This window comes from Pseudomonas sp. 10B238 (assembly GCF_000970615.1).
Taxonomy (GTDB): domain Bacteria; phylum Pseudomonadota; class Gammaproteobacteria; order Pseudomonadales; family Pseudomonadaceae; genus Stutzerimonas.
On record NZ_KQ033930.1, the window covers coordinates 186,091 to 211,415 of the forward strand.

At 60.0% G+C, this 25,325-nt stretch carries 27 protein-coding genes, 2 tRNA genes and 1 other RNA gene; 15 read left to right on the forward strand and 15 right to left on the reverse strand.

Features of this window, described 5'->3' with window-relative positions:
• Nucleotides 1–105 precede the first annotated feature (105 nt).
• The 4 genes from RT21_RS24105 to ffs form a co-directional block, all read right to left on the reverse strand.
• Nucleotides 106–234 (reverse strand): hypothetical protein, encoded by a 129-nt coding sequence (locus tag RT21_RS24105; protein WP_256203884.1) that lies wholly within the window; start codon nucleotides 232–234, stop codon nucleotides 106–108.
• Between the two features lie 420 nt (nucleotides 235–654).
• Complete coding sequence (gene efp, locus RT21_RS07650; protein WP_045425888.1) at nucleotides 655–1,221, reverse strand: elongation factor P; 567 nt, start codon at nucleotides 1,219–1,221, stop codon at nucleotides 655–657.
• 153 nt (nucleotides 1,222–1,374) lie between these two features.
• The gene (gene earP / locus RT21_RS07655) at nucleotides 1,375–2,529 is read right to left on the reverse strand and encodes an elongation factor P maturation arginine rhamnosyltransferase EarP (RefSeq protein ID WP_046162260.1); all 1,155 of its coding nucleotides are present in this window, start codon (nucleotides 2,527–2,529) and stop codon (nucleotides 1,375–1,377) included.
• Between the two features lie 289 nt (nucleotides 2,530–2,818).
• An RNA gene (gene ffs / locus RT21_RS23205) (signal recognition particle sRNA small type) lies at nucleotides 2,819–2,915 on the reverse strand.
• A gap of 303 nt (nucleotides 2,916–3,218) precedes the next feature.
• Here ffs and RT21_RS07660 point away from each other — a divergent pair.
• Nucleotides 3,219–4,205, forward strand: coding sequence for an NAD(P)/FAD-dependent oxidoreductase (locus RT21_RS07660; RefSeq protein WP_046162393.1), 987 nt, complete (start codon nucleotides 3,219–3,221; stop codon nucleotides 4,203–4,205).
• A 70-nt stretch (nucleotides 4,206–4,275) separates the two neighbouring features.
• On the opposite strand, the gene RT21_RS07665 is transcribed toward RT21_RS07660, so the two are convergent.
• Complete coding sequence (locus tag RT21_RS07665) at nucleotides 4,276–5,205, reverse strand: ZIP family metal transporter (RefSeq protein WP_046162261.1); 930 nt, start codon at nucleotides 5,203–5,205, stop codon at nucleotides 4,276–4,278.
• A gap of 242 nt (nucleotides 5,206–5,447) precedes the next feature.
• On the opposite strand from RT21_RS07665, the gene RT21_RS07670 reads away from it, so the two are divergent.
• The 7 genes from RT21_RS07670 (at nucleotide 5,448) to RT21_RS07700 (ending at nucleotide 13,552) form a co-directional block, all read left to right on the forward strand.
• Nucleotides 5,448–6,632: an efflux RND transporter periplasmic adaptor subunit gene (locus RT21_RS07670; protein WP_046162262.1), complete on the forward strand. Its 1,185-nt coding sequence runs from the start codon at nucleotides 5,448–5,450 to the stop codon at nucleotides 6,630–6,632.
• 5 nt (nucleotides 6,633–6,637) lie between these two features.
• Nucleotides 6,638–7,858, forward strand: a complete 1,221-nt coding sequence (locus RT21_RS07675; RefSeq protein WP_046162263.1) for an ABC transporter permease — start codon at nucleotides 6,638–6,640, stop codon at nucleotides 7,856–7,858.
• The gene (locus RT21_RS07680; RefSeq protein WP_046162264.1) at nucleotides 7,851–8,582 is read left to right on the forward strand and encodes an ABC transporter ATP-binding protein; all 732 of its coding nucleotides are present in this window, start codon (nucleotides 7,851–7,853) and stop codon (nucleotides 8,580–8,582) included. The genes RT21_RS07675 and RT21_RS07680 overlap by 8 nt, the downstream gene beginning before the upstream one ends.
• A 183-nt stretch (nucleotides 8,583–8,765) precedes the next feature.
• Nucleotides 8,766–9,629, forward strand: coding sequence for an MBL fold metallo-hydrolase (locus RT21_RS07685; RefSeq protein WP_046162265.1), 864 nt, complete (start codon nucleotides 8,766–8,768; stop codon nucleotides 9,627–9,629).
• Nucleotides 9,630–9,651: 22 nt separating this feature from the next.
• Complete coding sequence (locus RT21_RS07690; protein ID WP_046162266.1) at nucleotides 9,652–11,403, forward strand: bifunctional protein tyrosine phosphatase family protein/NAD(P)/FAD-dependent oxidoreductase; 1,752 nt, start codon at nucleotides 9,652–9,654, stop codon at nucleotides 11,401–11,403.
• Nucleotides 11,400–13,151: a SulP family inorganic anion transporter gene (locus tag RT21_RS07695; RefSeq protein ID WP_046162267.1), complete on the forward strand. Its 1,752-nt coding sequence runs from the start codon at nucleotides 11,400–11,402 to the stop codon at nucleotides 13,149–13,151. Before RT21_RS07690 ends, RT21_RS07695 begins: the two co-directional genes overlap by 4 nt.
• Nucleotides 13,152–13,171: 20 nt before the next feature.
• The gene (locus RT21_RS07700) at nucleotides 13,172–13,552 is read left to right on the forward strand and encodes a rhodanese-like domain-containing protein (protein WP_046162268.1); all 381 of its coding nucleotides are present in this window, start codon (nucleotides 13,172–13,174) and stop codon (nucleotides 13,550–13,552) included.
• A gap of 84 nt (nucleotides 13,553–13,636) precedes the next feature.
• Here RT21_RS07700 and RT21_RS07705 read toward each other — a convergent pair whose 3' ends face one another.
• From RT21_RS07705 to RT21_RS07715, 3 genes are read right to left on the reverse strand one after another with little or no spacing between them, the layout of a single operon-like run.
• Nucleotides 13,637–13,837, reverse strand: a complete 201-nt coding sequence (locus tag RT21_RS07705; protein WP_045425862.1) for a YgaP family membrane protein — start codon at nucleotides 13,835–13,837, stop codon at nucleotides 13,637–13,639.
• A 13-nt stretch (nucleotides 13,838–13,850) separates the two neighbouring features.
• Nucleotides 13,851–14,270 carry a DUF6691 family protein gene (locus tag RT21_RS07710; RefSeq protein WP_046162269.1) on the reverse strand — a complete coding sequence of 140 codons (420 nt, stop codon included), beginning with the start codon at nucleotides 14,268–14,270 and terminating at the stop codon, nucleotides 13,851–13,853.
• A gap of 2 nt (nucleotides 14,271–14,272) precedes the next feature.
• Nucleotides 14,273–14,707 (reverse strand): YeeE/YedE family protein, encoded by a 435-nt coding sequence (locus tag RT21_RS07715; protein WP_046162270.1) that lies wholly within the window; start codon nucleotides 14,705–14,707, stop codon nucleotides 14,273–14,275.
• 330 nt (nucleotides 14,708–15,037) lie between these two features.
• On the opposite strand from RT21_RS07715, the gene RT21_RS07720 reads away from it, so the two are divergent.
• A complete protein-coding gene (locus RT21_RS07720) occupies nucleotides 15,038–15,328 on the forward strand; it encodes a metal-sensing transcriptional repressor (protein WP_045431704.1) in 291 nt (96 codons plus the stop codon).
• Between the two features lie 191 nt (nucleotides 15,329–15,519).
• Here the strand turns inward: RT21_RS07720 and RT21_RS07725 are convergent.
• Nucleotides 15,520–15,595 (reverse strand) — tRNA-Gly (locus RT21_RS07725).
• A 6-nt stretch (nucleotides 15,596–15,601) separates the two neighbouring features.
• Nucleotides 15,602–15,677: transfer RNA gene (locus tag RT21_RS07730), tRNA-Glu, on the reverse strand.
• A gap of 214 nt (nucleotides 15,678–15,891) precedes the next feature.
• Here RT21_RS07730 and RT21_RS07735 point away from each other — a divergent pair.
• On the forward strand, nucleotides 15,892–16,659 hold the full coding sequence (locus RT21_RS07735) for a hypothetical protein (RefSeq protein WP_177327073.1): 768 nt from the start codon (nucleotides 15,892–15,894) through the stop codon (nucleotides 16,657–16,659).
• A gap of 97 nt (nucleotides 16,660–16,756) precedes the next feature.
• Nucleotides 16,757–17,440, forward strand: coding sequence for a glutathione S-transferase family protein (locus tag RT21_RS07740; RefSeq protein ID WP_046162271.1), 684 nt, complete (start codon nucleotides 16,757–16,759; stop codon nucleotides 17,438–17,440).
• 173 nt (nucleotides 17,441–17,613) lie between these two features.
• Here RT21_RS07740 and RT21_RS07745 read toward each other — a convergent pair whose 3' ends face one another.
• The 3 genes from RT21_RS07745 to msrB form a co-directional block, all read right to left on the reverse strand.
• Entirely contained in the window at nucleotides 17,614–18,492 is an 879-nt protein-coding gene (locus RT21_RS07745; RefSeq protein ID WP_046162272.1) for an ATP-binding protein, read from the reverse strand.
• 65 nt (nucleotides 18,493–18,557) lie between these two features.
• Nucleotides 18,558–19,040, reverse strand: a complete 483-nt coding sequence (locus tag RT21_RS07750; protein WP_046162273.1) for a glutathione peroxidase — start codon at nucleotides 19,038–19,040, stop codon at nucleotides 18,558–18,560.
• 32 nt (nucleotides 19,041–19,072) lie between these two features.
• A complete protein-coding gene (gene msrB / locus RT21_RS07755) occupies nucleotides 19,073–19,471 on the reverse strand; it encodes a peptide-methionine (R)-S-oxide reductase MsrB (protein WP_046162274.1) in 399 nt (132 codons plus the stop codon).
• Between the two features lie 191 nt (nucleotides 19,472–19,662).
• Here msrB and RT21_RS07760 point away from each other — a divergent pair, with 191 nt between their 5' ends.
• From RT21_RS07760 to RT21_RS07775, 4 genes are all read left to right on the forward strand, one after another.
• The gene (locus tag RT21_RS07760; protein ID WP_046162275.1) at nucleotides 19,663–20,874 is read left to right on the forward strand and encodes a pyridoxal phosphate-dependent aminotransferase; all 1,212 of its coding nucleotides are present in this window, start codon (nucleotides 19,663–19,665) and stop codon (nucleotides 20,872–20,874) included.
• A gap of 6 nt (nucleotides 20,875–20,880) precedes the next feature.
• Nucleotides 20,881–21,324 carry a hypothetical protein gene (locus RT21_RS07765; protein WP_046162276.1) on the forward strand — a complete coding sequence of 148 codons (444 nt, stop codon included), beginning with the start codon at nucleotides 20,881–20,883 and terminating at the stop codon, nucleotides 21,322–21,324.
• A gap of 114 nt (nucleotides 21,325–21,438) precedes the next feature.
• Nucleotides 21,439–22,311, forward strand: coding sequence for a protease HtpX (gene htpX, locus RT21_RS07770; RefSeq protein WP_045425840.1), 873 nt, complete (start codon nucleotides 21,439–21,441; stop codon nucleotides 22,309–22,311).
• A gap of 120 nt (nucleotides 22,312–22,431) precedes the next feature.
• Nucleotides 22,432–23,076: a DUF2959 domain-containing protein gene (locus RT21_RS07775; RefSeq protein ID WP_046162277.1), complete on the forward strand. Its 645-nt coding sequence runs from the start codon at nucleotides 22,432–22,434 to the stop codon at nucleotides 23,074–23,076.
• Nucleotides 23,077–23,186: 110 nt separating this feature from the next.
• On the opposite strand, the gene RT21_RS07780 is transcribed toward RT21_RS07775, so the two are convergent.
• Nucleotides 23,187–23,849, reverse strand: a complete 663-nt coding sequence (locus RT21_RS07780; RefSeq protein ID WP_046162278.1) for a thiopurine S-methyltransferase — start codon at nucleotides 23,847–23,849, stop codon at nucleotides 23,187–23,189.
• A gap of 67 nt (nucleotides 23,850–23,916) precedes the next feature.
• Nucleotides 23,917–25,323 (reverse strand): sigma-54-dependent transcriptional regulator, encoded by a 1,407-nt coding sequence (locus RT21_RS07785; RefSeq protein WP_045425831.1) that lies wholly within the window; start codon nucleotides 25,321–25,323, stop codon nucleotides 23,917–23,919.
• Nucleotides 25,324–25,325: the final 2 nt, after the last annotated feature.

A 25,325-nucleotide genomic window follows, 5' to 3' on the forward strand; every position in this document is an offset into this window, starting at 1 on the left:
GAGGCCTTCTCAGGCCAGAAAAAACAAAACCCCCGGTCGGGTGGCCGACCGGGGGTTCGAAAACTGTCTGGTGGCGACCCTGATTGCTAGGGCGCCTGTGGGGTATCAGGCGCGCCGATGGCTAAACCAATACCCAAAAAAATAACCGTCAGCCGTAATCGCCTGACCACGCAGCAACGCCGAGCGCATAGCGCTAGTATTTGCAAGGATCAAAGGAATCAGGTTGAGCAGCATGCTGTTCTCCAGAGGATGTCCGAACCATACTCCAGCGCATCGACTCGTTTCAACCGGTAGAGCGCCAGAATCGGTACCCCGCTGCTCTGTTCAGCGGGCCTGAGCTCACCTCAGTCGCAATGCCGCTGCTTGGGGTTCCGGGCTGGAGACACGCCTATTCGGCTGAGCATTAGAGCCCACCGTCCCGAGGCAAGTTGAAGGAATGCTTCTTCGCAGGGTAAGCGCACCCCTCTCATGCCAGCTTCCACGCTTCAGTATGAAACCTTCTACATGACGCGTTTCCTGCGTACCGCGATGACGCAGACCCCGTGCGGCGGCCACACCTAGTTACCGCGCCCAAAAAAACGAAACCCCGCATTAAACGGGGTTCGGTCTCAAGTCACCCGGCGCCAGGCCGGGCTTGTCCGCGCAGTGCTGAAATCAGGCCTTGATACGGGACTTGTACTCGCCGGTGCGAGTGTCGATTTCGATCGAGTCGCCGATTTCGCAAAAAGCAGAAACCTGCAGCTCGGCGCCATTCTTCAGGCGCGCAGTCTTCATTACCTTGCCGGAAGTGTCGCCGCGAACGGACGGCTCGGTGTAAACGATTTCACGAACGATGGTGTTCGGCAGTTCGACCGAGATCACCTTGTCGTTATAGAAAGTGGCTTCGCAGACGTCACTCATGCCGTCTTCGATGAAGGTCATCACGCCTTCGAGGTCATCTTTTTCGATTTCGTACTGGTTGAACTCTTCGTCCATGAAGACGTACAGCGGGTCAGCGAAGTAGGAATAGGTCACTTCCTTGCGCTCGAGAATCACTGGCTCCAGCTTGTCATCAGCCTTGTAAACGGTCTCGGTCGCCGAACCATTGAGCAGGTTCTTCAGCTTCATCTTGACCACGGCACTGTTACGACCGGACTTGTTGAACTCGGCTTTCTGGATGATCCAGGGTGCGCCGTTGATAACGGCCACTTGGCCGGCACGGAACTCTTGTGCGGTTTTCATACGAATATCCGAATGGAATTAGAGACATAAAACAGGCCGCGTATCATAGGGTCTGTTCCTGTTTCGTCGCAAGCCGCGTTACTGCGACGCATGGCGCCGTTGCCGCCCCATATTGGCAGCCTTGCCGATCGATCAAGCCAGAGCAGCCACGGGTCAAACCGAAGCAGGCCCTAACCAGTCTGCGTAAAAAAGCACCAGCTTCCCGGCCAGATCGCCATTGGCAACCTGCTTGTGTGTCCAGCGGTCAGCATGTGCCTGCAGCTCTGCCTCATGCTCCAACATCGCGGTCCAGGCCTTGCCGCTGCCTGTGCCCTCGTTCCAGGCCCGCCAGAACTCACGTAGCGCTACCTCAGCCTGAGGGGAAAGGTCGCGCACGTATAGGTCCAGATAAGCGTTGAGTTTGTCCCAGTGCGCATCTTCATCCTGAGGATATATATGCCAGACCAACGGCCGCCCTGCCCACTGCGCCCGGATGAAGGATTCCTCGCCGCGCACAGCATTGAACTCGCAGCACCAGAGCAGCATGTCGTACTGGTTCTGGGTCATGAACGGCAGCACTGCAATCTGCAGCGCACCACGGGCGTGACGGTCACCGGCTCGCAACTGCTCGAGCCCCAGCCAGCCAGCCACGTCGCCCAGAACCCGGCCCTCAGGCACCAGCAGCTGCGATGGGCGCGCATCAGCAGCCAGCGCGTCGAGCCATCCGGCGACGGCGCGATTCTCATAGGCGAACAGTGAGAGCAAGCGCGCGCCGGCCGGCGCGGTCAAATCGAAGCTCTGCAGAAAGGCTTCACGTAGCACCGGGTTGGCTTGAAACGCCTCCCGGCGTGCCAGCAGATCGCCCTCGCGAATCAATCCGCCGGTGCCCTGCTCGAAGCCCGGAAAGAAAAAATACTTCTGCAAGCCATCGGGCTGCATAGAAGGCAGCGCATGGCAGCCCACCACCCAGTCTTCTGCACTGAGGTATTCCAGGTTGAGCCAGAGGATGCGGCGCCCGCTGCCAGCCATTTCCTTTATATAAGCGTCGGGGAGCTGGCAGGCAAAAGCCTCAATCACCACATCGGCCGGCTCTGCGCCGGGCCAATCAGGTGTCCAATGACGCACTTCGACACCTTCATGCCATTGCTGATCGGCAGTGGTGCTGCTGCCCGGACAAAGCCTAGCGAAGGTATCGAGATCATCGACCCACAGCCGCACGCGCTGGCCGTGCTCTGCCACCAACTGCCGCGCCAGCCGCCAGGTCACGCCAATGTCACCGTAGTTGTCGACGACGACGCAAAAGATGTCCCAGCTTGTTTTAACTGACAAACGAAACCCCTTGAATGATCCGTTCCAGGCTGTTTGTGCCTGCAGGATGCCTGCAAAAGAATACTGACAACGTCCTACCAACCACGTTTAAAGCGAGGCGCGTGTCGACAATGCCAAGCGCTCTCGACCGCTTCCGCGGGCAAGCTTGTATGCGTTTTTTTGAGCATTTCAGTCGGTAAGCTGTCGCCCATCAGGCCGATAAGAAGGCGTGAGAACTCGCTCCGACTCACTGGAAGCCGATGCTAGGGGGAATATAAAGAGGGGAGAATACTATCGTCATGGAGGTGAACCCTACCAGCCACACCCCGGCACACAATGTCACCGCTGCGGCTGCTCCCTTCCGGGCCTGACCGGGTTCACGGCTGATCGTTGCGGGGGGACCGGCAGGGCCCACCATGACAAACCCGCCTGGCGGCGAGCGGCGCCATTGTACCGGCTTATCAGCAACTTACAACCACTGCCTACGAACAGCGGATACCCTGGCCGAATGCGCTGCTCGACGGGCGCTTGACCGTCGGTCAGCAACCGCGGAAACCGGGGAGCTGTTTACCGCATTGCGTCGAAACCCTCTAGCCAAAGACGGGCGTCTGTCCGAGGATGGGGAGGCTAAGCGCTATCGAACGCTTGTCATGAAATCATGCCGCAACCAATCGTTTGTGCGGCTGATCGCACCAGCACACGAGGTAATCATGAGCAAGGCTCCAATCGCCATCATCGGTACCGGGATCGCGGGCCTTTCCGCAGCCCGTACACTTCACGATGCCGGGCAGCCCGTACATCTGTTCGACAAGAGCCGCGGCAGTGGTGGCCGCATGGCCAGTAAACGCAGCGATGCAGGCTCACTTGATCTGGGCGCGCAGTACTTTACCGCCAGGGATCGCCGCTTTACCGACGCCCTGCGTCAGTGGCACGCCGAGGGCTGGGTCGACCAGTGGTCGCCGAGCCTTTTCCAGGCTCGCGACGGACAGCTGACGCCTTCTGCCGATGAGCAAGTGCGCTGGGTTGGCACGCCGACCATGAGCGCAATCACCCGAGGCCTGTTGGGCGAACTGCCGGTTACCTTCAGTTGCCGCATCACAGAGGTGTTTCGCGGTGAGCAGTTTTGGACACTAGTCGACGCCTCCGGCGCCAGCCACGGCCCCTTCAGCCACGTGGTGGTTGCGGTTCCGGCACCCCAGGCTGCGGCGTTGCTACCAAGCGCCCCCAAGCTCGCGGCCGTTGCGGCAAGCGTCGCTATGGAACCGACATGGGCAGTTTCGCTGGGATTTGCCACACCGTTGAGCACCCAGGTGGAAGGCTGTTTCGTTCAGGACGATGCACTGGACTGGATCGCTCGCAACCGCAGCAAACCGGGGCGAGACGGCGAATTCGACACTTGGGTGCTGCACGGCACCAGTAACTGGAGCCGCCAGCATCTCGACCTATCAAAGGAAGCGGTGATCGAGCGCCTGCACGGCGCTTTCGCGGAGCTGATCGACTGCGTAGTGCCGGCACCGGAATTCACCCTGGCACATCGCTGGCTGTATGCCCGGCCGGCCCAGGCCCATGAGTGGACGGCGCTAGCCGACGCCGGACTGGGCCTGTATGCATGTGGTGACTGGTGCCTGTCCGGCCGGGTCGAAGGTGCCTGGCTCAGCGGCCAGGAAGCCGCCCGCCGGCTACTGGAAAATCTATAAGCAAAGCCTTGCGCCTGCTCGATCACATCCACCGGGCTGCCTTAATGCGGCAGCCCGGCGCTAGCTGAGCTCAACCCAGCGCGGTGTCCAGAAACATCATCACGGCGAAGCCCAACATCAATCCGAGCGTAGCGGGCGTCTGATGGCCGTTGCGGTGGGTCTCAGGGATGACTTCATGGGACACCACGAAGATCATGGCACCAGCAGCCAAGCCGAGACTGACCGGATAAGCAATGGCGAATCCGCTGGACATGCCGATGCCAACCAGCGCACCGATGGGTTCCATCAGCCCGGAGGCTGCCGCTATCAGCACGGAGGCCCGCGCAGACAAGCCGGTGGTGCGCAGCGCCAGTGCAACGGCAAGGCCCTCCGGGATGTCCTGAATCGAGATCGCAGTGGTCAATGGCAGACCGACACTCAGGTCGCCATTGGCGAAACTCACGCCAATGGCCATGCCCTCTGGAATGTTGTGCAGGGCGATGGCGAGAACGAACAGCCACACTCGGTTAAGCCGCGCGAATTCGGGGCCGCGGGGTCCAGTGCTCTCATGCTCATGCGGTGTGAAGTGGTCCAACCCGAGCATCAGCAAAACGCCGAGGCCGAGCCCGACCACTACGGTCAAAGCCGCAGCGGGCCCGTTGCCAAACAGCTCACGGCCGGCTTCCAGTCCCGGCAGGATCAACGAAAATGCACTGGCTGCCAGCATCATCCCGGCCGCAAAACCCAGCATGCTGTCCTGGCTGCGAGTAGAGAGGTCGCGCAGGCCGATCGCCAATAAAGCGCCAACAGCCGTGGCAACGAAACCGGCGCTCCCGCCCAGCATGGCGTAGCGAACGTTGCTGGACTCACTATTGAAAGCGTTGACACCACCGGCCACCAGCAGTAAGAGCACGACCACCGCGGCAGCGGCAAGACTGAAGGTAATCCACGGACTGGCCTGGGCCTGAGCGAGCCAGACGGAGCGTAAAGTGGCAGCGGGGCTTTGAGCGGTTGACGCCATGATCAGCAAATCCTGACAGCGGGAAGGTTGATTGTACGCAGCCTCTTATCCGGGCGAGGCTATGGCTGTGATAGTCCTGCACTACGAAGGAACTCACTGTTTGAACCCAAGAGTCTGCTGATGATTCAACGCTGTTGGGCTGTCTCCGCCGAGTGATACCTGCGCTGTACCCATAACGCGTGATTGTCCGTAAGCTTGTGGCGTCCGATGGTCGTCATGTGCCGCACAGGGAGTGGTCCGTTTTGCCTGCCGCCAAATCAATCCGCCGCGCGTTTGTATTACTCATTGTGCTGCTTTTGATTGCAGGCTGGCTGGGCTGGCGTCAGTTGCAAGGACCGGAGCTGCCTGGTTACCGGTTGGAAACGCGGCCATTGGTGCAACGCGTGGTCGCCAGTGGAGAGGTGGACACCCAGTCGCTGGTCCAGATCGGCAGCGAGATCACTGGCGTCGTTGCCGAGCGGCACGTGCGTGAAGGCGATGCGGTGAAAGCCGGTGACTTGCTGCTGGAGCTGCGCGACGACGAGCAGCGGGCCCGTTTGCGCGAAGCCGAAGCTGCCCTGCAGCAACTGATCGACTCCACTCGTCCGCAGGCAGAAGCATCAGCACGCGAGACCCAACATAACTTCGAGCAGGCAAGCCGCGAGCTGAAACGCCGGCAAGTACTGTTCGACCGCAAGTTGCTGGCTTCCGAACCGCTTGAACAGGCGCGCCGCGCGGAACTGACGGCGCGTGCTGTGCGTGATCGTGCACGGTTCGCCGCTGCAGCGCTGGCCGCGGGCGGTAGCGAAGAGCAGGTGCAGCGCCAGCGCCTGGAAGCAGCACGCGCGGCGCTGGCGAAAACCCGCATCCAAGCGCAGGTGGAGGGCATCGTACAGACACGCGACGTCGAACCCGGTGACTTGGTCCAACCAGGCCGCACACTGCTGACTATCGCGCGCTCCGGCAGCAGCGAAATCCTCCTGCCTCTGGACGAGAAGAACCTGGCGCCAGTCGAGCTCGGGCAGGCAGCCAAAGTCGTCGCTGATGCTTATCCCGAACGGGTGCTGCAAGCGAGCGTCAGCTTCATCGCGCCGAGCGTCGATACGGCTCGCGGCACCCTCGATGTCCACCTCGACCTGCAGGGGCCAGCCGATTTCTTGCGTCAGGGCATGACGGTATCGGTGAACATCGAGACGGGTCGCCGTGAACAGGCGCTGGTGTTACCCAACGATGCCCTCCTCGCCCGCAACGGCAATCGTGCTCAGGTACTACGGGTAAACGACGGCGTGGTCGAGCGCGTCGATGTTCGCCTGGGCCTGCTGGGTACTGCACTGAGCGAGGTGGTCGAAGGCCTGGCTGCTGGCGACCTGGTGCTCGCTGGCGATGCCGAAGCTGGCCAGCGCGTGCGAGTTCGTGAGCAACCGATGCCTCGCGGCATCCAGGATTGACTGCCGTGCGCCTGGCGGATTCACTCTGGACGGAATGGTTGATTGCCCTGCGCTTCCTCCTGGACAACCGCATGCAGTCGCTTCTGATCATCTTCGGCATTGCAGTCGGCTCTGCGGTCATCGTGTTCATAACCGCATTGATCACTGGGCTGCAGGCCAACGTCATCGAACGGACCCTGGGCACCCAGGCGCATATCCGGATCCTACCGCCCGAAGAGGTCAACCGCGTTCTGCCTGCCGACGATGGCAGCTGGTCGCTGGTACTGGAGAATCCACGAGCGCAGCGCCTGCGCTCGATCATTAACTGGCAGGACATTCGCGACGTGCTCGATGAAGATCCGCAGGTACTTGCCGTGTCGCCAGTCATCAGCGGTCCGGCTATCGCCCGACGCGGCGTCGCACGTGCATCCGTCGCGCTACTCGGAATCGATCCGGTGCGTTATCAGCAGATCATTCCACTGACCGATGACCTGATAGCCGGCCAGTTCACGGTCGGCGCCGGCAATGCAGTGATTGGCAAAGAACTCGCCCGTGACCTGGGCCTTGGCATCGGCGACAAGCTAAAGCTAGACGCCGGCGAAGGCCGCGAGGCGGTGGTCGACATCGCCGGGATCTTCGAACTCGGGGTGCGCGAGCTGGATGCGCGCTATGTATACCTCGACCTGAAGCAAACCCAGACGCTGCTCGACCTGGCTGGAGGCGTCACTGTCATCGACACCACGGTCGGTGAAATCTTCGAAGCCGACCGCATCGCCAAACAACTGGCCCGCCTGACCGGCCTGCGTGCCGAAAGTTGGATGGAAACCAACGGTCAGCTGCTCAACGCACTCAGTTCGCAAAGCATGACCACTGAGATGATCCGCATCTTTGTCGGGATTTCCGTTGCCTTTGGCATCGCCAGCGTGTTGGCCGTGAGCGTCGTCCAACGTACCCGCGAGATCGGCATCCTGCGGGCGATGGGCAGCCCGCGTGGGCAGATACTCCGCGTGTTCCTGCTGCAAGGGGGCTTGCTCGGTTTGCTCGGCTCAGCTTGTGGCGGCGCGGTCGGCTGGGGCCTGGTACAGGTCTTCAATCTGGCTGGGCCACGCCTGTTTTTCATACCGGTCGACCCGACGCTGGTCCCACTGGCAATGCTGGTCGCAACGGTTACCGGTGTGCTGGCAGCCGCCATGCCAGCGCGCCGCGCGGCGCGCTACGACCCTGCCGTGGCGATCCGCTATGTCTGAATCCGCTGCCAGCCAGAACGTCGAAGAAGTGCTGCGTCTCGAACAGGTACGCAAGGCATTCAACTTCGGAACCCCTCTGGAAACGGAAGTGCTGCACGGTATCGACTTACGTCTGTGCCGCGGTGAACTGACCGCGCTCATCGGGCCATCCGGCTCCGGCAAAAGCACCCTGCTCAACCTGATCGGGCTGCTCGACGCGCCCAGCTCAGGCGAGCTTTATCTGCTCGGCCAGCCCACTCGCAACAGCGATGATGAAACCCGCACGCGTCTGCGCAACCAAGCCATCGGTTTCGTGTTTCAGTTTCACCATCTGATTTCGGCGTTCAGCGTACTGGAGAATGTGCTGATGCCATTGATGATCCGACATGGCAAGCCCTCGAGTGCGGATATCGACCTGGCCCGCAGTCTGTTGAACGAAGTCGGGCTCGACGCGTTCGCCGACAAGAAACCCACGCAAATATCCGGCGGTCAGCAACAAAGGGTCGCCATTGCCCGCGCGCTGGTTACCCGCCCTCCGTTGCTGCTGGCCGACGAGCCAACCGGGAATCTCGACACTCGCACCGCGCAAAGCGTGTTCGAGCTGTTCCACCGTATTAATGTCCAGTTCGGTTGCGCCGTACTGGTTGTGACCCATGATCCGCGACTGGCCGCCGACTGTGCGCGAACCATTCAATTGGTTGATGGCCGTATCGTCAGCGACCACTCCCGCACCGAAACACGCTGATCCCTGCCCCCCCGCCCGAGCCGGTCAAAACGTTCGTCAGCAAACTCAGCTTCGCCTTGAAATACCGGCAGTATTGGCTCGCCCCTCTTAATAACTATTAAATCTAAGCATATAACCGTATCTAGCGCTAAGATCCTTCCAGGCATACCCCCACCCGTATCAAGCCAAGCGAAGGAGCAAGCCATGAATGCCCGTGTTGAAGCATTCTTCGATCCCGCGACCTTTACGTACAGCTATGTAGTCAGCGACCCAGAAACGCGTCAGTGTGCGTTGATTGACTCGGTGCTGGATTACGATCCAGCGTCGGGCCGCACCTCGCATGCCGGGGCTGAGCGGTTGGTCGACTACGTGCGCGAACACGACCTGAAGGTGCAATGGCTGCTCGAAACCCATGTGCATGCCGACCACCTGAGCGCCGCGCCATACCTAAAACAGCGGCTGGGGGGGACATTAGCGATCGGTGATCAGATCACCGTAGTACAGGACACCTTCGGCGCCCTGTTCAACGCTGGTAGCGAGTTCGCCACGGATGGCCGTCAATTCGATCGTCTCTTCCACGACGGTGATGTCTTTCAGGTTGGCCACATCCAGGCGCGGGCGATTCATACGCCAGGCCACACGCCAGCCTGCATGACCTATGTGATCGGCGACGCCGCGTTCGTCGGCGACACCCTGTTCATGCCAGATTACGGCACCGCGCGCTGCGACTTCCCCGGTGGAAATGCGCGGACGCTGTACCAGTCGATCCAAAAACTGTTCACGCTACCAGCCGAGACCCGGGTGTTCATGTGCCACGACTACAAGGCACCGGGACGCGAAGAGTTTCGCTACGAGACCAGCATTGCAGCCGAACGTGAGCACAACACCCACGTACACAGCGGCGTCAGCGAAGACGACTTCGTCGCCATGCGCACCGCGCGCGACGCCACCCTGGCGATGCCCACGCTGATTCTGCCGTCGGTGCAGATCAACATGCGTGGCGGTGAGCTGCCAGCGCCTGAAAGCAACGGTACTCGCTATTTGAAGATTCCTTTGGACGCGCTGTAACTGCCTGCGTGGAGGACGTCACATGCAAACCCTAAAACGCCTGACACCCTTCATCTCGGTGGCCGCCCAGCTGGATCCGGCAGATATGGCCCTGCTGGCGGGAAGCGGCTTTCGCTGCGTCATTAACAACCGTCCGGACAACGAGGGCGAAGGCCAGCCGTCCAGTAATGCTATACGCGCTGCGGCCGAGCAATCAGGGCTTGAGTACCACCACCTTCCGGTAGTTTCCGGGCAGATCAGCGATACCGATGTCGCAGCCTTTCGCGCGCTTCTGGAGCGGGTCAAAGGCCCCGTGTTGGCGTTCTGCCGGACCGGCACCCGTTCAGCATCTCTCTGGGCGTTGGCCGAGGCTCATCATCTGGACCCTGATGAACTCATCCAAACCGCTCGACAGGCTGATTATGATTTGACTGCCCTGCGACCGCGCCTGGAGCAGTACTGGCAATATGCAGCGGGCGGACCGCCGCTGAGCCCTACCCCCACGTTCGCCGCCACGCCACGTTATGACGTGCTGGTAGTCGGCGGCGGAGCGGCAGGCTGCGCCGTGACGGCCAGTTTGCTCAAGCGCGATCCCGACCTGCGCATCGCAATCATCGAACCACGGGAACAGCATTACTATCAGCCGGGCTGGACGCTTGTCGGTGCCGGCGTGTTCGATCGCGCCAACACCGAACGCGCCATGAGCCGTTGTATCCCGACAAAGGCACAGTGGATTCGCGCAGCCGTAGAGGCCTTCGATCCGGAGCATCAGCAGGTGGTGCTTGAGGACGGCAGCCGCATCGGCTACCGCTCGCTGGTGGTCTGTCCGGGCCTGAGCCTCGACTGGGACGCTATCGAAGGCGTGCGTGACAGTCTCGGAAAATTCGGCGTGACGTCCAATTACGCCTTCGAGCTGGCGCCTTACACCTGGCAACTAGTACAGCATCTGCGCCATGGCAAAGCCCTGTTCACCCAGCCGCCCATGCCCATCAAGTGTGCCGGCGCACCGCAGAAGGCCATGTACCTATCCTGCGACCACTGGCTCAAGGGAAGCGTGCTGAAGGACATACAGGTGGACTTCTGTTCAGCTGGGGCGGTGCTGTTCGGCGTCGCCGAGTTCGTGCCTGGCCTGATGCGCTACGTGGAACGTTACGGCGCCACGCTTAACTTCAATAACAACCTGATTGCAGTCGACGGTCCGGCGCGTAAAGCCTGGTTCGAGGTGTCCGACGGAACCGGCCAGAGCAGCACGGTCGAACGCGAGTTTGATCTGCTGCACGTCGTGCCGCCGCAGCATGCACCCGATTTCATTCGCCAAAGCCCACTAAGCAACGCCGATGGCTGGTTCGAAGCCGAGCATGAAACCCTTCGCCACCCCCGCTTCGGCAATATCTTCAGTCTCGGTGACGTGTGCTCTGCACCAAACGCGAAGACTGCTGCAGCAGTGCGCAAGCAAGCACCGGTTGTGGCGGAGAACGTACTGAGCGTGCTCAGCGGCAAGGGACCGCAAGCCATCTATGACGGCTATGGCTCCTGCCCACTAACTGTCGAGTTTGGCAAAGTGATCCTCGCCGAGTTTGGATACGGCGGCAAACTGTTGCCGACTTTCCCCCTTGACCCCAGGGTGCCCCGGCGTCTGGCCTGGAAACTGAAAACACGGTGGATGCCGTCGATCTACTTCGACATGATGCTCAAGGGCCATGAGTGGCTGGCCGAGCCGAAACATCTGGACTTCGAGCCACGGCCAGCCGAGGCGCTCAACGCCTGTGATTTTACTCAGGAGAAGAAAGGATGATGCAGCGGCTCGCCCGCCACCTACCGTGTCTGGAATGGGGGAAACAGTATGACAAGGCCGCGGCGGCCAAGGACAGCCTGGCCGCGCTGATCGTAACGCTAATGCTGATTCCGCAGAGCCTGGCCTACGCGATGCTTGCAGGCCTGCCACCGGTGGCAGGCCTGTACGCCAGTATCCTGCCACTGATCGCATACACGCTTTTCGGCACCAGCCGCACTTTGGCGGTCGGCCCCGTCGCGGTGGTATCGCTGATGACGGCTGCCGCCCTCGGCCCTTTGTTCGCTGCCGGCAGCGCCGCGTATGCAGGCGCAGCACTGCTGCTGGCACTGATGTCCGGCGCGACCCTGCTGGCCATGGCGGTTCTACGGCTGGGTTTCCTCGCCAATTTCCTTAGCCATCCGGTGATCTCCGGCTTCATCAGCGCCTCGGGCATACTGATTGCCCTCGGTCAGCTCAAGCACATTCTCGGCATCTCAGTCACTGGTGACAACGCGCTGCAGCTGCTACGAGGATTGATCCAAGGCCTGCCAGAAACGCACGTGCCCACACTCGCCATCGGCACCAGCAGTCTGGTTTTCCTGTTTTTAGTGCGCAGCCGCCTGGGCCGCTGGCTGCAACGGCTGGGCATGGCCGCCCGCACCGCTGGCACGCTGACCAAAATCGGGCCGGTCGTTGCCCTGCTCCTGGCGATAGCGGCGGTCAGCGGCTTTCAGCTCGCCGCTGCAGGGGTTCGAGTGGTCGGCGAAGTGCCCCAGGGGCTTCCATCATTGAGCCTGCCACCGCTAGACCTGACCCTGATCGCTCAGCTTCTGCCGGCGGCAGTGCTGATCAGCCTGGTTGGCTTCGTCGAGTCGGTCTCGGTGGCACAAACCCTGGCCGCCAAACGCCGCGAACGCATCGAACCCAATCAGGAGCTAGTCGCCCTGGGTGGTGCCAATATAGCCGCGGCGCTGAGCGGAGGTTTTCCGGTCACCGGCGGTTTCGCCCGCTCGGTGGTTAACTTCGATGCCGGTGCACAGACGCCACTGGCCGGTGCGCTAACAGCAGTCGGCATCGGCGTGACGGTATTGTTCTTCACACCGCTGTTTCACAACCTGCCACATGCTGTGTTGGCCGCCACCATCATCGTGGCAGTACTCAGCCTGGTGGATCTCACCGCGCTCACCCGCACTTGGCGGTATTCCCGCCAGGATGCCGCCGCCATGGCTGCCACCATGCTCGGCGTACTGCTGATCGGCGTCGAGACCGGCATCATCATGGGGGTGGGCCTATCATTGCTGCTGTTTCTCTGGAGAACCAGCCAACCGCATATTGCGGTCGTAGGACAGCTCCCCGGCAGCGAGCACTTTCGCAACATCGAGCGTTTCGCCGTGGTGCAGAGCCCCAGGGTGCTTTCGGTGCGGGTCGATGAAAGCCTCTATTTTCCCAACGCGCGGTTTCTCGAGGACCGCATTGCCGAGCTGTTGGGCCAATACCCGCACGCCGAGCATCTCGTGCTGATGTGTCCCGGGGTCAATCTGATAGATGCCAGCGCGCTGGAAAGCCTCGAAGCCATCTCCGCACGTCTTCACACTGCTGGCGTCCAGCTTCACCTCTCCGAAGTGAAGGGGCCCGTGATGGACCGGCTGCGCCGCACCGATTTCCTCGAACACTTCGGCGGGCAGGTGTTCATCAGCCAGTACGAAGCGCTGCTCGCCCTGGATTCGCAGACCACTCGACACGCACTTGAACGGCAACGTTGCAACTGAACCAGCATGGGAGACCGTAGATGAAAAATGCACACGACCTCGTCGAACAGGCCCGGACCCGTATCCAGGAAATACCCCTAGGCGATGCCGAAGCGGCAATCCAGGCGGCGGATATTGTGATCGATGTACGCGAAGCCGATGAGTTTCGCGAAGGCCATATCAATGGCGCCACAAACATTCCGCGTGGCCTGTTGGAATTCAAGCTAAGCGGTACACCCGAGCTGGGCGCACGAGACATGAACATCGTGCTCTACTGCAAGACCAGTGGCCGCGCAGCGCTGTCAGCTGCATCTCTGCAAGACATGGGCTATCTACACGTGAAATCGATCGCCGGCGGTTTCGATGCCTGGACCGAAGCCGGCAAGCCGGTAGCGAAACCGAGCCTGCCGAGCTTTGAGTAACCTCGCAAAATCAGTATGTCCATAAAGCAGAAAACCGACGTCAACGTCGGTCTTCTGCTGGACGAGCCTGCCTCCGCATCTTGGTCAGGGCTTGGTACTGCACGCCTTGCAAGTCTTGATTCCGAGCAGCGTATAGGCCGGGCAAAAGCGGAAAAGGCCGGTGGCCAGGGGTAGCAGACCAATCCAGCCCCAGACGCCAATCATGCCAGCTAGAGTAAGGCCGATTAGCGCTAGGCCGATGACGATCCGCAGCGTGCGGTCGATGGTTCCGATGTTGGCTTTCATAATGACCTCCAGGTCAGCAAGAGCGCCGGCGTTCCAGCGCGGAGAACAGCAACATCCCGCCGAGCATGGCAAGGACAAACAAGAGCACCTGCCAGTGACCGCTGAGCAACACGGCGATCGCTGGGCCCGGACAAATACCGGCAATCCCCCAGCCCACACCGAACAGCAAACTACCGCCGACCAAACGACCATCGAGCTCGCGTTTGCTGGGCAATTGCATCGGAGCGTCAAGCAACGAGCGCTGGCGCGCCTTGGCCAAGCTGAAAGGCACCAGCGCCGTCCCAATCGCTCCGACCATGACCATCGCCAGCGACGGATCCCAGGCGCCGAACAGATCAAGAAAGCCAATCACCTTGGCTGGGTTGGCCATGCCCGATAGCAGCAACCCCAGCCCGAATAGCAGGCCGGCGGCAAACGAGGTCAGCTTACGCATAGTCAGCCCCCGAGAAGATGACGAAGGACAAAGACGGTAGCGAAACCGGCAGCCATGAAGGTCAGGGTCGCCACGATCGAGCGCGGGGACAGCCGGGAGATGCCACACACTCCATGGCCACTGGTGCAACCGGAGCCATAACGAGTACCGATGCCGACCAGCAACCCAGCCACTCCTAGCCCAAGCCAACCCGACTGAAACTCCAAGGCTGGTAAGGAGGTAAACGACACCCACAACAACGGCGCCAGCAACACGCCAACAATGAACACCAACTTTTCCCCCCGCCCCTCAGCATCGCGCTCCAGCAGGCTGGCGAGCAGACCGCTGATACCGGCGATACGGCCATTGAGCAGAACGAACAGCCCGGCCGCCGCACCAATCAGCACGCCGCCGGCCAGCGCGGTCCAAGGAGTGAAGTTGCCCCAATCGATCGTCATAGCTGGTCCATTTCCGAAACAAGTGACAATGGGAGATGTCATGCCCGACACCACCGAAGCCCGGCTCTCCGACGGGCCTGTTCGCCCTGACGCCCGATGCCGAGGAGTGTTCGCAACAGCGTCACAGGCTTATCCAGCCTGGCCGCCATCAATGAACATAGTTAATCGCATAACAATATATTTATCAATATATTGTTATGCCGCATAGACTGAAAGAAGTTGGCCGTAAGCGGTGGCACCGATAGCATGCCCCTACCGGTATGCCAGGCTGACCGATCCCGGCGACCGAGCATGTCAGCAGACGCCCTTTTCGTGACGCCAGGTATCAGCATGAATGATCAGACAACTCCCACCGAATCCGTACAGTTACAGGATCAACAGCAGGCCATGCTGAAACGGCTGGCGAGAGTTGAAGGGCAGGTGCGGGGCATCCAGGCCATGATCAAACGCGGCGAGGACTGCGAATCGATAGCCCAGCAGTTTTCCGCCGCTCGCAGCGCATTGGACAAGGCCTATCGGCTGATGCTGACTTGCCTGATTGAAGAGGCTATGCACGATCAGGCTCAGGACACTGGCGAGACGCTGGCGCGCGTGCGCAGCATTTTTACCAAGTACACCTGAACAAAAAGGTTCGCGCAGTGGCGTCTGTGAGATAGCCAAAACCTTCGAAGAAACGTCAGAAGGCGACTACCCGGACCATCCAGATATCCGCAGCGGCAAGCGGATAAACGAGTGTCCAGAAACGAAAAAAGCGACCCTTTAGGTCGCTTTTTTAGCGCTTCGATATCTTTCAAAAAGACTCGGAGCAAATTTGGAGCGGGAAACGAGACTCGAACTCGCGACCCCGACCTTGGCAAGGTCGTGCTCTACCAACTGAGCTATTCCCGCAAATAATGGCGTCCCCTAGGGGACTCGAACCCCTGTTACCGCCGTGAAAGGGCGGTGTCCTAGGCCACTAGACGAAGGGGACGCTGCCCGGAAGCTACTGCTTTTATCCGGCTTTCAACGTTTCGCTTTAGGGCTTCACGCTGCAAGTGGCGCGCATTCTATGGAGGTCGTTCATGGTCGTCAAGCACCATCTAGAAATATTTTATGAACCCAACGTATAGCAAGCGTTGAGCTATCAGCTTGCCAGCCAACGCTCTACACTCGGAAAAAATCGCTCGGTCAGAGAGGTGCGTTTCGTGTCCCCAGTTCTGATTACTGGATTGGTCATTGCCGGCCTGTTCATCCTGATTGCAATTGGCGTCATCAATCAGATCGTAGAGAAGAACGGCTTGGAAAAGGCGCGCGTCCGCGCCGAACTCAGCGACCGCATGCGCCGCTGTGCCAACCTCTCCGAGAGTTTTCCTGGCCAGATGATGACGCCGGCACTGAAGCTGTTGCTGACGCGTCTGGAGCTGGGTCTGGGAGAGCAGCTGCTTCCCCTAGACAAGAAGAACGCCACGCTCGGCCCCCGGCTCGCTGCTCTACGTAGCGCTGTTGCCGAAGGCGAAGACATTCCCGTAGCAAACGCGCCAGTCAAGGTCACCACAGAAGCACAAGCGAAGGAGATTCGCCTGCTGATGGAAGACCTGCATGCTCAGATTGTCTGGGCCAACAAGCAGAACCAGCTGGATACCACCGCAGCCAAGCGCTGGATCCAACAGATCCAGCGGATGATGGTGATGCTGCATGTCGAATACTTCAGCAATATCGGTCAGCAGTCGCTTCAGCAGGGTAGTGCGCACAAAGCGCGCCTGGCTTTCGAGCGCGGTATCCAGCACATCCGCAAACAGCCCAACCCGGCCGAGTATCAAACCCAATTGAGCAAGCTCGAAGCGAGCTACAGCCACGCTAATAAGCTCGAGCAGACGGAACAACAACCGAAGCTTGACGAACCGAGCCAGCTCGCCGAAGGTCTGAAGAGCCTCGAAAGCGAAGACGATTGGAAAAAGAACAACATCTACTAGGTACAGAGCGGACGAATTGAGACGGCGCTCCGAGCGCCATGCTCAACTGAACCTCCGGCGTCCGCCTGCTGCCCTGCCCTGCCGTGGAGAACTCGTCATGCCCATAACCGTATTCGGTGCCCCCCTATCGCCCTTCGTTCGCAAGGTACGCCTTTGCCTGCAGGAAAAAGGCCTGGACTATGGGCTAGAAGTCGTAATGCCATTCACGCCGCCCGAATGGTATCTGCAGCTCAATCCACTCGGCCGCATCCCAGCCATGAAGGATGATGAGCTCTGCCTGGCCGACTCCAGCGTGATCTGCCAATACCTCGACGAAGCTTACGATCAAACTGTTCGGCTGTATGGCGCTAACCCGACCGACCGATCGCATATACGCTGGCTGGAAAAATATGCCGATTACGAGCTCGCACCGCTGACGACATTCGGGGTTTTCCGCAACCGCGTCCTGAAGCCGAGCTCGGGCAAGCCCTGCAACGAGGAAACCGTGCAGGCCGCATTGAACGAGAAGCTGCCACCGCACTTCGACTACCTTGAGCGTCAGCTGGGGGAGAGCGCCTTTTTCCTTGGCGAGCAACTGTCGATGGCCGACATCGCCGTTGCGTGCCAGCTGATCAACATGGAACACGGCGGCGAGGTGGTCGATGCGGGTCGTTGGCCGGCCCTGGCCGCGCACTACTCGCGTTTGAAATCACGCGCATCGATAGAGAACGTGCTGCCCGGCGAGCAGCGTATGACCGCCAAACTCATCGAAATGGGCAAAAGGCCAACACCGCCGAACTGAAGCTAACGCGCACCGCCCCGGAACCAAGCAACAGCCTCGGTTCCGAGGCGGGCCTCCTGCAAATTGAGCAGTAGAACGCCGAGGCTCACCAACAGGTGTGTCCCGCAGCGCATGGCCTGTTTATAAGGCACGCTTTGGTCAATTGGAGGTCCGGCAGCAGCCTAACCGCTTGCCTACAGCAGGCGAATCCCCACCCACTGCCGAGCAAACTGATAAGCGCAACGGCCATTGCGATTGCCGCGAGCTGTGGCCCAGCGAATGGCGTCCTTTTCCAACTCGTCGTCCCAGCTCCACCTCAGCTCCGCCCGTGCCGCCAGCGAGCCGATCCAGTGCCGCACCACGTTGAGGTAATGCGCCTGGCTGAACGGGTAGAACGACAGCCAAAGTCCAAAGCGATCCGACAGCGCAATCTTGTCCTCTACCGCCTCGTTTGGATGCAGCTCTCCATCCACCATCTGCCAGTTTTCGTTGTCGCTCTGACGCTCAGGCACAAGGTGCCGGCGATTCGAAGTGGCATACAGCAAGACATTCTCGGGGGCCCGCTCCAGCGAGCCGTCCAACACGCTTTTCAAGACCCGATAGTCGCCCTCGCCCGCCTCGAACGAAAGATCATCACAGAACACCACGAAATGTTGTGCCTGCCCGGCAAGCTGATCGACCAGTTTCGGCAGATCAGCCAGATGGTCGCGTTCGATTTCTATAAGGCGCAGGCCCGCCGGTGCATATTCAGCCAACAATGCTCGGATCAAAGAAGATTTTCCGGTACCGCGCGCACCCCAGAGCAGGACATGATTCGCCGGCAGTCCTGACACGAACTGACGGGTGTTGCGCGACAACAGCTCGCACTGCCGGTCAATGCCGATCAAATCGTTTAGCTTCATGTCGAGCGACACATTTAGCGCCTGCAGGTAGCCGCCCTGCCCTTCACGATGCCAACGCGCAGCCAAGCTCGTATCCCAATCCAGCGGCGCACGCTGCGCAGGAAGCAAGGGTTCCAGGCGCGACATCAGCGCATCAGCACGCTGTAAAAAAGCTTTGAGCTCGGCATCCATTCAACGTCTCCAAAACGATCGCGGCTGCAACGTACAAAAGCGCTGTGGCGGCCGGGAAATATAGGTTACAAGCAAGCCTCGATATGCGCTGTCAGCGCGTCCGGCGAGGTTCGAGACGAAAAGCGCCTCACCGAACGCCCATCGTCGGTGACCAGAAACTTAGTGAAATTCCACTTGATCGCCTTGCTGCCCAGCAAACCGGGCGCGCGCTTTTTCAACTCCATGAACAAAGGGTGAGCATCGCTTCCGTTGACCCGGATCTTGGCGAACATCGGAAAGCTGACGCCGAAGTTACGCTCGCAGAACGCAGCGATCTGCGCCTCGTCCCCCGGCTCCTGATGGCCGAACTGATCACAGGGAAACCCGATCACCACCAGCCCCTGCTCGCGATAGCGCTTCCAGAGCGCTTCCAGCCCCTTGTATTGGGGCGTGAAGCCACATTGACTGGCCGTATTAACCACCAGCAGAGCCTTGGCGCCAAAATCAGACAAGGTCTTCTGTTGGCCATCGATCGTGACGCAGGGAATATCCAAGAGCGCATCGTTCATGGGGTGCTCCATTGAAGCGTTGCGAAGCGCCTTTACGCGTCGCGCGGCTTGTGATTGAGAGACGCTGAATTGATGCAGTAGCGCAGCCCGGTCGGTGCCGGACCATCCGGGAATACATGCCCCAAATGGGCATCACAGCGAGCACACTTGACCTCAATGCGATGCATGCCGCGGCTGAAGTCGTCAATGCTGGCAATGGCTGTATCGCTAACCGGCTGAAAGTAGCTCGGCCAGCCACAGCCTGAATCGAACTTGGCGTCAGAATCGAACAGCGGTGCATCACAGCAGGCGCAGTGGTAGATGCCGGGCGCCTTGGTGTCGTTGTACTTGCCGGTGAACGGTCGCTCGGTCGCACCCAGACGGCAGACCTGGAATTGCTCGTCGGAAAGTTCTTCACGCCAGGTTTCGAGCGGTTTCTCAAGCTTATCCATCGGTACACCTCATGAGCTTAAAAAGGCACCTCTGTACCTTTTCCGGGGATCAGGCCGCACGTATGATGCGGTGCTCTTAAGACGCCTAGTCTGGCAGCGGGGTTTCACACTGCCAAGGCGCCCGGGTTCACGCCGTACGCAGCCAGCCCTTCAGAACGGCAGGCGCGTCATCACTTCGGGACACAAGGATCATGCAGGTCAGCAAATCGAACAAGCTCGCCAATGTCTGTTATGACATCCGTGGGCCAGTGCTCAAGCACGCCAAACGCCTGGAAGAGGAAGGCCATCGCATCCTCAAGCTGAACATCGGCAATCCGGCGCCATTCGGTTTCGAAGCCCCTGAGGAAATCCTTCAGGACGTGATCCGCAATCTGCCCACCGCGCAGGGCTACAGCGATTCCAAAGGCCTATTCAGCGCACGCAAGGCGATCATGCAGTACTACCAGCAGAAGCAGGTAGAGGGCATCACCATCGAAGACATCTATCTCGGTAACGGCGTGTCCGAGCTTATCGTGATGTCCATGCAGGCCCTGCTCAACAACGGCGATGAAGTGCTGATCCCGGCCCCCGATTACCCGCTGTGGACGGCCGCCGTCAGCTTGGCGGGCGGCAAACCGGTGCATTACCTTTGCGACGAGCAGGCCAACTGGTGGCCTGACCTGGCCGATATCAAAGCCAAAATCACGCCCAACACCAAAGCGCTGGTGCTGATCAACCCGAACAACCCGACCGGTGCGGTATACCCACGCGAAATTTTGGCAGGCATGGTCGAGCTGGCCCGTCAGCACAAGCTGGTGCTTTTCTCCGACGAGATCTACGACAAGATTCTGTATGACGAGGCAGTGCACATCTGCACCGCATCGCTTGCCCCTGACGTACTGTGTCTGACCTTCAACGGGCTATCGAAATCATACCGCGTTGCTGGCTTCCGCTCCGGCTGGGTGGCGATCTCCGGTCCCAAGCACAAAGCGCAGAGCTACATCGAAGGCATCGACATCCTGGCCAACATGCGCCTATGTGCCAACGTGCCGTCTCAGCACGCCATCCAGACCGCCTTGGGCGGCTACCAGAGCATCAATGATCTAGTGTTACCACCAGGCCGCCTGCTTGAGCAGCGCAACCGGACCTGGGAACTACTCAACGACATTCCCGGCGTCAGCTGCGTCAAGCCGATGGGTGCGCTTTATGCGTTCCCACGGATTGATCCGAAAATCTGCCCCATCCACAACGACGAGAAATTCGTCCTCGACCTGCTCTTATCAGAGAAGCTACTGATTGTTCAGGGTACGGCCTTCAATTGGCCGTGGCCGGATCACTTCCGCGTGGTCACCCTGCCCCGCGTGGACGACCTTGAGCAGGCTATTGGCCGAATTGGCAACTTCCTCAAGACCTACAGCCAGTAGTGTTGGATGGATCTGCAAATCGATGACTTCTACCGGGACGCCGCGGCCGGGCTGCTGACGCTCTATCAGGCCTTTCCGCGGAAAGTCGCGCTGTACGTCGAGGACCTCATCGGCCATGAAGAACCCGATGAGTTCGGCCTGCCCAGCAAGCGCCATCAAGGCTGCCTCGGCGCGCTGATATGGCTCGCCGAGGAGGGCTATCTACGCTTCGAGAGCACCATTCATTTTCAGGCGCTCGACCAGGCTGTTCTCACCGAGAAGGCATTCCTGCGCCTGACTGCCACCATCCGCGATGCCTTTGCCGGTCTCGACTCACTGCCGCCGAGTGTCCGTCGGGTCCAGTCCAGCCTGGCGCATCAGCTACGCGAAGCGTTGCGTGAAGCGGACAGCGAGCGGCTGGCACAACTGACGCGCCAGCTGTTCGACAGGCCACTGCCTGAGCGCAGCTAAGCCCAGCCGGGCGGCAGGCGACATAGCTTGAAATAGTCGCTCGGTTGAATCGAGCCGGGCCGCCCCTTATATAGCCTATCGTTCTTTACTGTTCCTCTTGGAGTCTGCCGCAACATGATGCGCATTTTCTTGTTTCTGGCCACCAACCTGGCTGTGCTGGTCGTCGCTAGCATCACCCTCAAGTTGCTTGGAGTAGATCGCTACACGGGTCAGAACTACGGCAGCCTGCTGGCTTTCTGCGCCGTCTTTGGTTTCGCTGGTGCACTGATTTCGCTGTTCATCTCCAAATGGATGGCGAAAATGAGTACCCGTACAGAGATCATCACCCAGCCGCGCACGCGTCACGAACAGTGGTTATTGCAAACCGTCGAGCAGCTGGCCCGTGATGCCGGCATCAAGATGCCAGAAGTGGGTATCTTCCCTGCTTATGAAGCCAACGCCTTCGCCACCGGCTGGAACAAGAACGATGCGCTTGTCGCAGTCAGCCAAGGGTTGCTCGAGCGCTTCTCCCCGGACGAAGTCAGGGCCGTACTGGCCCACGAGATTGGCCACGTTTCCAACGGCGACATGGTCACGCTTGCATTGATCCAGGGCGTGGTAAACACCTTCGTCATGTTTTTTGCACGCATCTTCGGCAGCTTCGTCGATAAGGCGATCCTGAAGAACGAAGATGGCCATGGCATCGGCTATTTCGTTGCGACGATCTTCGCCGAACTTGTGCTGGGGATCCTAGCCAGCATCATTGTCATGTGGTTCTCACGCAAGCGTGAGTTCCGCGCTGACGAAGCGGGGGCTCAGCTTGCCGGGACCAGCGCGATGATCGGCGCCCTGCAGCGTCTGCGCGCAGAACAGGGCGTGCCAGTCGACATGCCGGACAGCCTCAAGGCCTTCAGCATCAACGGTGCCCTGCGCAACGGCCTGGCCGGCCTGCTGATGACTCACCCAACGCTGGAAGATCGTATCGAAGCCTTGCGCCAGCGCGGCTAAGCGAGCGAACCGAAACAAGGGCGGCATACACAAGCCGCCCTTTTTTTCGTCTGCGATTTGCACGTAGTGGCTGTATGCCTGTCGAAGCAAGCGCCGTCTTCAGAAAAGGAACATCTCAACATGCGCCGCTTCTTTCTACTCGCCCTCGCCCTGCTCACCCTGGCCGGCTGCCAGAGCGCCTATTACTCGGCAATGGAGAAGGTCGGATTGCATAAGCGCGACATTCTGGTTGACCGCGTCGAGGATGCGCGCGACTCACAGCAGGAAGCCAAGGAGCAGTTCAAGGATGCCTTGGAGCGTTATCGCAGTGTGGTTCAGGTTAAAGGCGGTAAGCTTGAAGAGCGCTACGAGGCGCTGAACAATGAGTTCAAAGCCAGCGAAAACAGCGCTCGCGAAGTGCGGGAAAGGGTCGAAGCCGTCGAGGATGTCGCCGAGGCGCTTTTCGAGGAATGGAAACAGGAACTCGGCGAGTACAGCAACGCAAGCTTGAAAGCGGCCAGTCAACGAAATCTGGAACGCACCCAGAAAGATTATCGTGTGCTGCTGCAACGCATGAAGGCAGCGGAAAAGCGTATCGATCCGGTGTTAGACGTATTGCGCGACCAGGTACTGTTTCTCAAGCACAACCTCAATGCACGCGCGATCGGCGCCTTGCAGGGCGAATACCGCACGCTGGAAGGGAATGTCGATCAGCTCCTCGCTGAAATGCAACGGGCCATAGACGAAGCCGACGTGTTTATCCGTCAACTCCAGCGCAACCAATAACCGAGATAACCGGCTAACGCTGGTGGCGAAATGGTCGGGCGAAAACCACAACGGGCACACCGCGGCGCGCCCGTCATCTCAACAGCTGTCAGCACGACAGTCGATGCGCGCTAGGAGAGTTCACCGAGTCGGTAGCAGCTTTCTTCTAGGCGAGTGAGGCCACGCTGAAGAAATCTCCAATTGCTTTCGTTCAACACGTTGGCGCGCTCCAGCAGATCGACTTTCCAGTGCGCGCTCAAAGACATTCGAACTTCAGCATCACTCACAGCGAATGGCGGGCCGGACATCTGCTCCTGCTGGTAATCCAATGTGATCAGCAGCCCCTGACAGTTTGGCGCAAGGATGCTGACTAGATGGTTGACGTAACGCTGACGCATGTCGGCGGGCAATGCGATCAGCGCAGCGCGGTCGTATAGCGCCTGGCAGTCGGCCACATCAGCAGGTGTCATGGCGAAGAAATCGCCACAGCGGATTTCCACCATACCTGCCCGGTAAACCTTGAACTCACCCTGGACGCTGACGTCCGGGACTAGCTCGTGCTCGGAGAAAAAATCCTCGGCTGCGCGCTCGCTCAGCTCTACACCCAACACCGCAAAACCCTGATCGGCGAGCCAGGCCATGTCGAGACTTTTCCCACACAACGGCACCAGGACACGAGCCCCTTGCGCTAACTTCAAGCTGGGCCAATAGCGGCGCAGGTAGGGGTTGACCTCGTTTAGATGGAAGCCGATTTCGTTACGTGCCCAGCGACGCTGCCAGAACGCTTCGTCCATGTAGAGACCCTCTTGAGCGATGTTGGTCGGGGAGCTTATCAGAGCCGCCTTCGTCCGGAACCCCGCTTCAACCGGAGCGCAGCGCTGACTCCGGGTCCATACCGGCATCGCGCATCTGAGCCAGCTTGTAACGAAGCGTCCGCGCACTGATACCTAGACGGTCAGCCGTCTCCTTACGGCGCCCGCGCTCGGCACGCAGGGTCTCGAGAATGAGTTCGAACTCGCGACGGCGCAGGTCTTCACCCAACGCGCCAGCGACCTCGGCCGGCACTGAAACGGTCGCCGGGGCAGATTGCGTCGACACGATTGCGCTTGCGGCAGTACGCGCCAGCGAGGCGAAGCCGGCAGCAGCTGTCAGATAGAGGTCATCCGGCCGAATAAATCCGCCCTGCTGCAGGATAAGGGCTCGCTGAATCGCGTTGTCGAGCTCACGCACGTTGCCGGGCCAGGAATATCCGAGCAGGCACTGACGCGCCTCAGCTGTCAGTCTCGCGCCTGGCTGACGCATCTTTGCCGCATGATTGGCCAGCAACCGCTCGGCCAGCGGCACGATATCCGCCGGCCGATCGCGCAATGCCGGCCAGGCGAGCGGAAAGACCGAGAGACGGTAGAACAGGTCTTCACGGAAGCGCCCGCTGCGAACCTCCTCAGCCAGATCACGGTTGGTCGTGGCGACGATACGGATGTCGAGCGGTATGGGTTTGCGCCCACCCACACGCTCGACCTCACGCTCCTGCAGTACCCGCAGCAACTTGGCTTGCAATGCCAGCGGCATTTCGGAGATCTCGTCAAGCAGTAGCGTACCGCGATCAGCCAGCTCGAACTTGCCTGGCTGCGTCGCGATGGCACCAGTGAAGGCGCCCTTCTCATGACCGAAGAGCGTCGCTTCCAGCATGTTTTCCGGAATCGCAGCGCAGTTGATGGCCACGAACGGCTTGTCGGCTCGCGATGACTGCTGATGAATAAAACGAGCTAGCACTTCTTTGCCAGTGCCCGACTCTCCTGAAACCAGCACCGTCGAATCGCTTTGTGCCACCCGTGCCGCCAGCGCCAGCAGTTGCCGACTCGCAGGTTCAACCGCCACAGGCCCCTGCATTTCGGTCGCACCAAGCTGGCCAAAGGCATGCCGGCCGACCAGGTCGAGCAACACCTTGGGTTCGAACGGTTTAACCAGGTAATCCACAGCCCCTAGGCGCATGGCTTCGACGGCGCGCTCGACGGCACCATAGGCAGTCATCAACAAGACAGGCGTTTGCGGATACCGTTCGCGCACAATTGCCTGCAAGGCATGGCCGTCTATGCCAGGCATGTTCACATCACTGACCAGCAGGCCGAAACTCTCCTGATCCAGCGCATGCAACGCGGCCTCAGCGGACTCCACCGCGCGGAAGGCATAGCCGCCCAGTTCGAGGGTATCGCCCAGCGCTTCGCGCAAAGCGCGATCATCTTCGACCAGTAGAACTTTAACGCCCATAG

Coding starts and splice junctions, on each gene's coding strand:
- RT21_RS07690 (WP_046162266.1), top strand. CDS start 9,652: ATGCAAACCCTAAAACGCCTGACACCCTTCATCTCGGTGGCCGCCCAG.
- RT21_RS07700 (WP_046162268.1), top strand. CDS start 13,172: ATGAAAAATGCACACGACCTCGTCGAACAGGCCCGGACCCGTATCCAG.
- RT21_RS07765 (WP_046162276.1), top strand. CDS start 20,881: ATGGATCTGCAAATCGATGACTTCTACCGGGACGCCGCGGCCGGGCTG.
- RT21_RS07705 (WP_045425862.1), bottom strand. CDS start 13,837: ATGAAAGCCAACATCGGAACCATCGACCGCACGCTGCGGATCGTCATC.
- RT21_RS07680 (WP_046162264.1), top strand. CDS start 7,851: ATGTCTGAATCCGCTGCCAGCCAGAACGTCGAAGAAGTGCTGCGTCTC.
- RT21_RS07780 (WP_046162278.1), bottom strand. CDS start 23,849: ATGGACGAAGCGTTCTGGCAGCGTCGCTGGGCACGTAACGAAATCGGC.
- RT21_RS07745 (WP_046162272.1), bottom strand. CDS start 18,492: ATGGATGCCGAGCTCAAAGCTTTTTTACAGCGTGCTGATGCGCTGATG.
- RT21_RS07665 (WP_046162261.1), bottom strand. CDS start 5,205: ATGGCGTCAACCGCTCAAAGCCCCGCTGCCACTTTACGCTCCGTCTGG.
- RT21_RS07710 (WP_046162269.1), bottom strand. CDS start 14,270: ATGCGTAAGCTGACCTCGTTTGCCGCCGGCCTGCTATTCGGGCTGGGG.
- RT21_RS07720 (WP_045431704.1), top strand. CDS start 15,038: ATGAATGATCAGACAACTCCCACCGAATCCGTACAGTTACAGGATCAA.
- RT21_RS07695 (WP_046162267.1), top strand. CDS start 11,400: ATGATGCAGCGGCTCGCCCGCCACCTACCGTGTCTGGAATGGGGGAAA.
- RT21_RS07750 (WP_046162273.1), bottom strand. CDS start 19,040: ATGAACGATGCGCTCTTGGATATTCCCTGCGTCACGATCGATGGCCAA.
- efp (WP_045425888.1), bottom strand. CDS start 1,221: ATGAAAACCGCACAAGAGTTCCGTGCCGGCCAAGTGGCCGTTATCAAC.
- RT21_RS07660 (WP_046162393.1), top strand. CDS start 3,219: ATGAGCAAGGCTCCAATCGCCATCATCGGTACCGGGATCGCGGGCCTT.
- RT21_RS07775 (WP_046162277.1), top strand. CDS start 22,432: ATGCGCCGCTTCTTTCTACTCGCCCTCGCCCTGCTCACCCTGGCCGGC.
- RT21_RS24105 (WP_256203884.1), bottom strand. CDS start 234: ATGCTGCTCAACCTGATTCCTTTGATCCTTGCAAATACTAGCGCTATG.
- RT21_RS07740 (WP_046162271.1), top strand. CDS start 16,757: ATGCCCATAACCGTATTCGGTGCCCCCCTATCGCCCTTCGTTCGCAAG.
- RT21_RS07715 (WP_046162270.1), bottom strand. CDS start 14,707: ATGACGATCGATTGGGGCAACTTCACTCCTTGGACCGCGCTGGCCGGC.
- RT21_RS07785 (WP_045425831.1), bottom strand. CDS start 25,323: ATGGGCGTTAAAGTTCTACTGGTCGAAGATGATCGCGCTTTGCGCGAA.
- RT21_RS07760 (WP_046162275.1), top strand. CDS start 19,663: ATGCAGGTCAGCAAATCGAACAAGCTCGCCAATGTCTGTTATGACATC.
- htpX (WP_045425840.1), top strand. CDS start 21,439: ATGATGCGCATTTTCTTGTTTCTGGCCACCAACCTGGCTGTGCTGGTC.
- msrB (WP_046162274.1), bottom strand. CDS start 19,471: ATGGATAAGCTTGAGAAACCGCTCGAAACCTGGCGTGAAGAACTTTCC.
- RT21_RS07685 (WP_046162265.1), top strand. CDS start 8,766: ATGAATGCCCGTGTTGAAGCATTCTTCGATCCCGCGACCTTTACGTAC.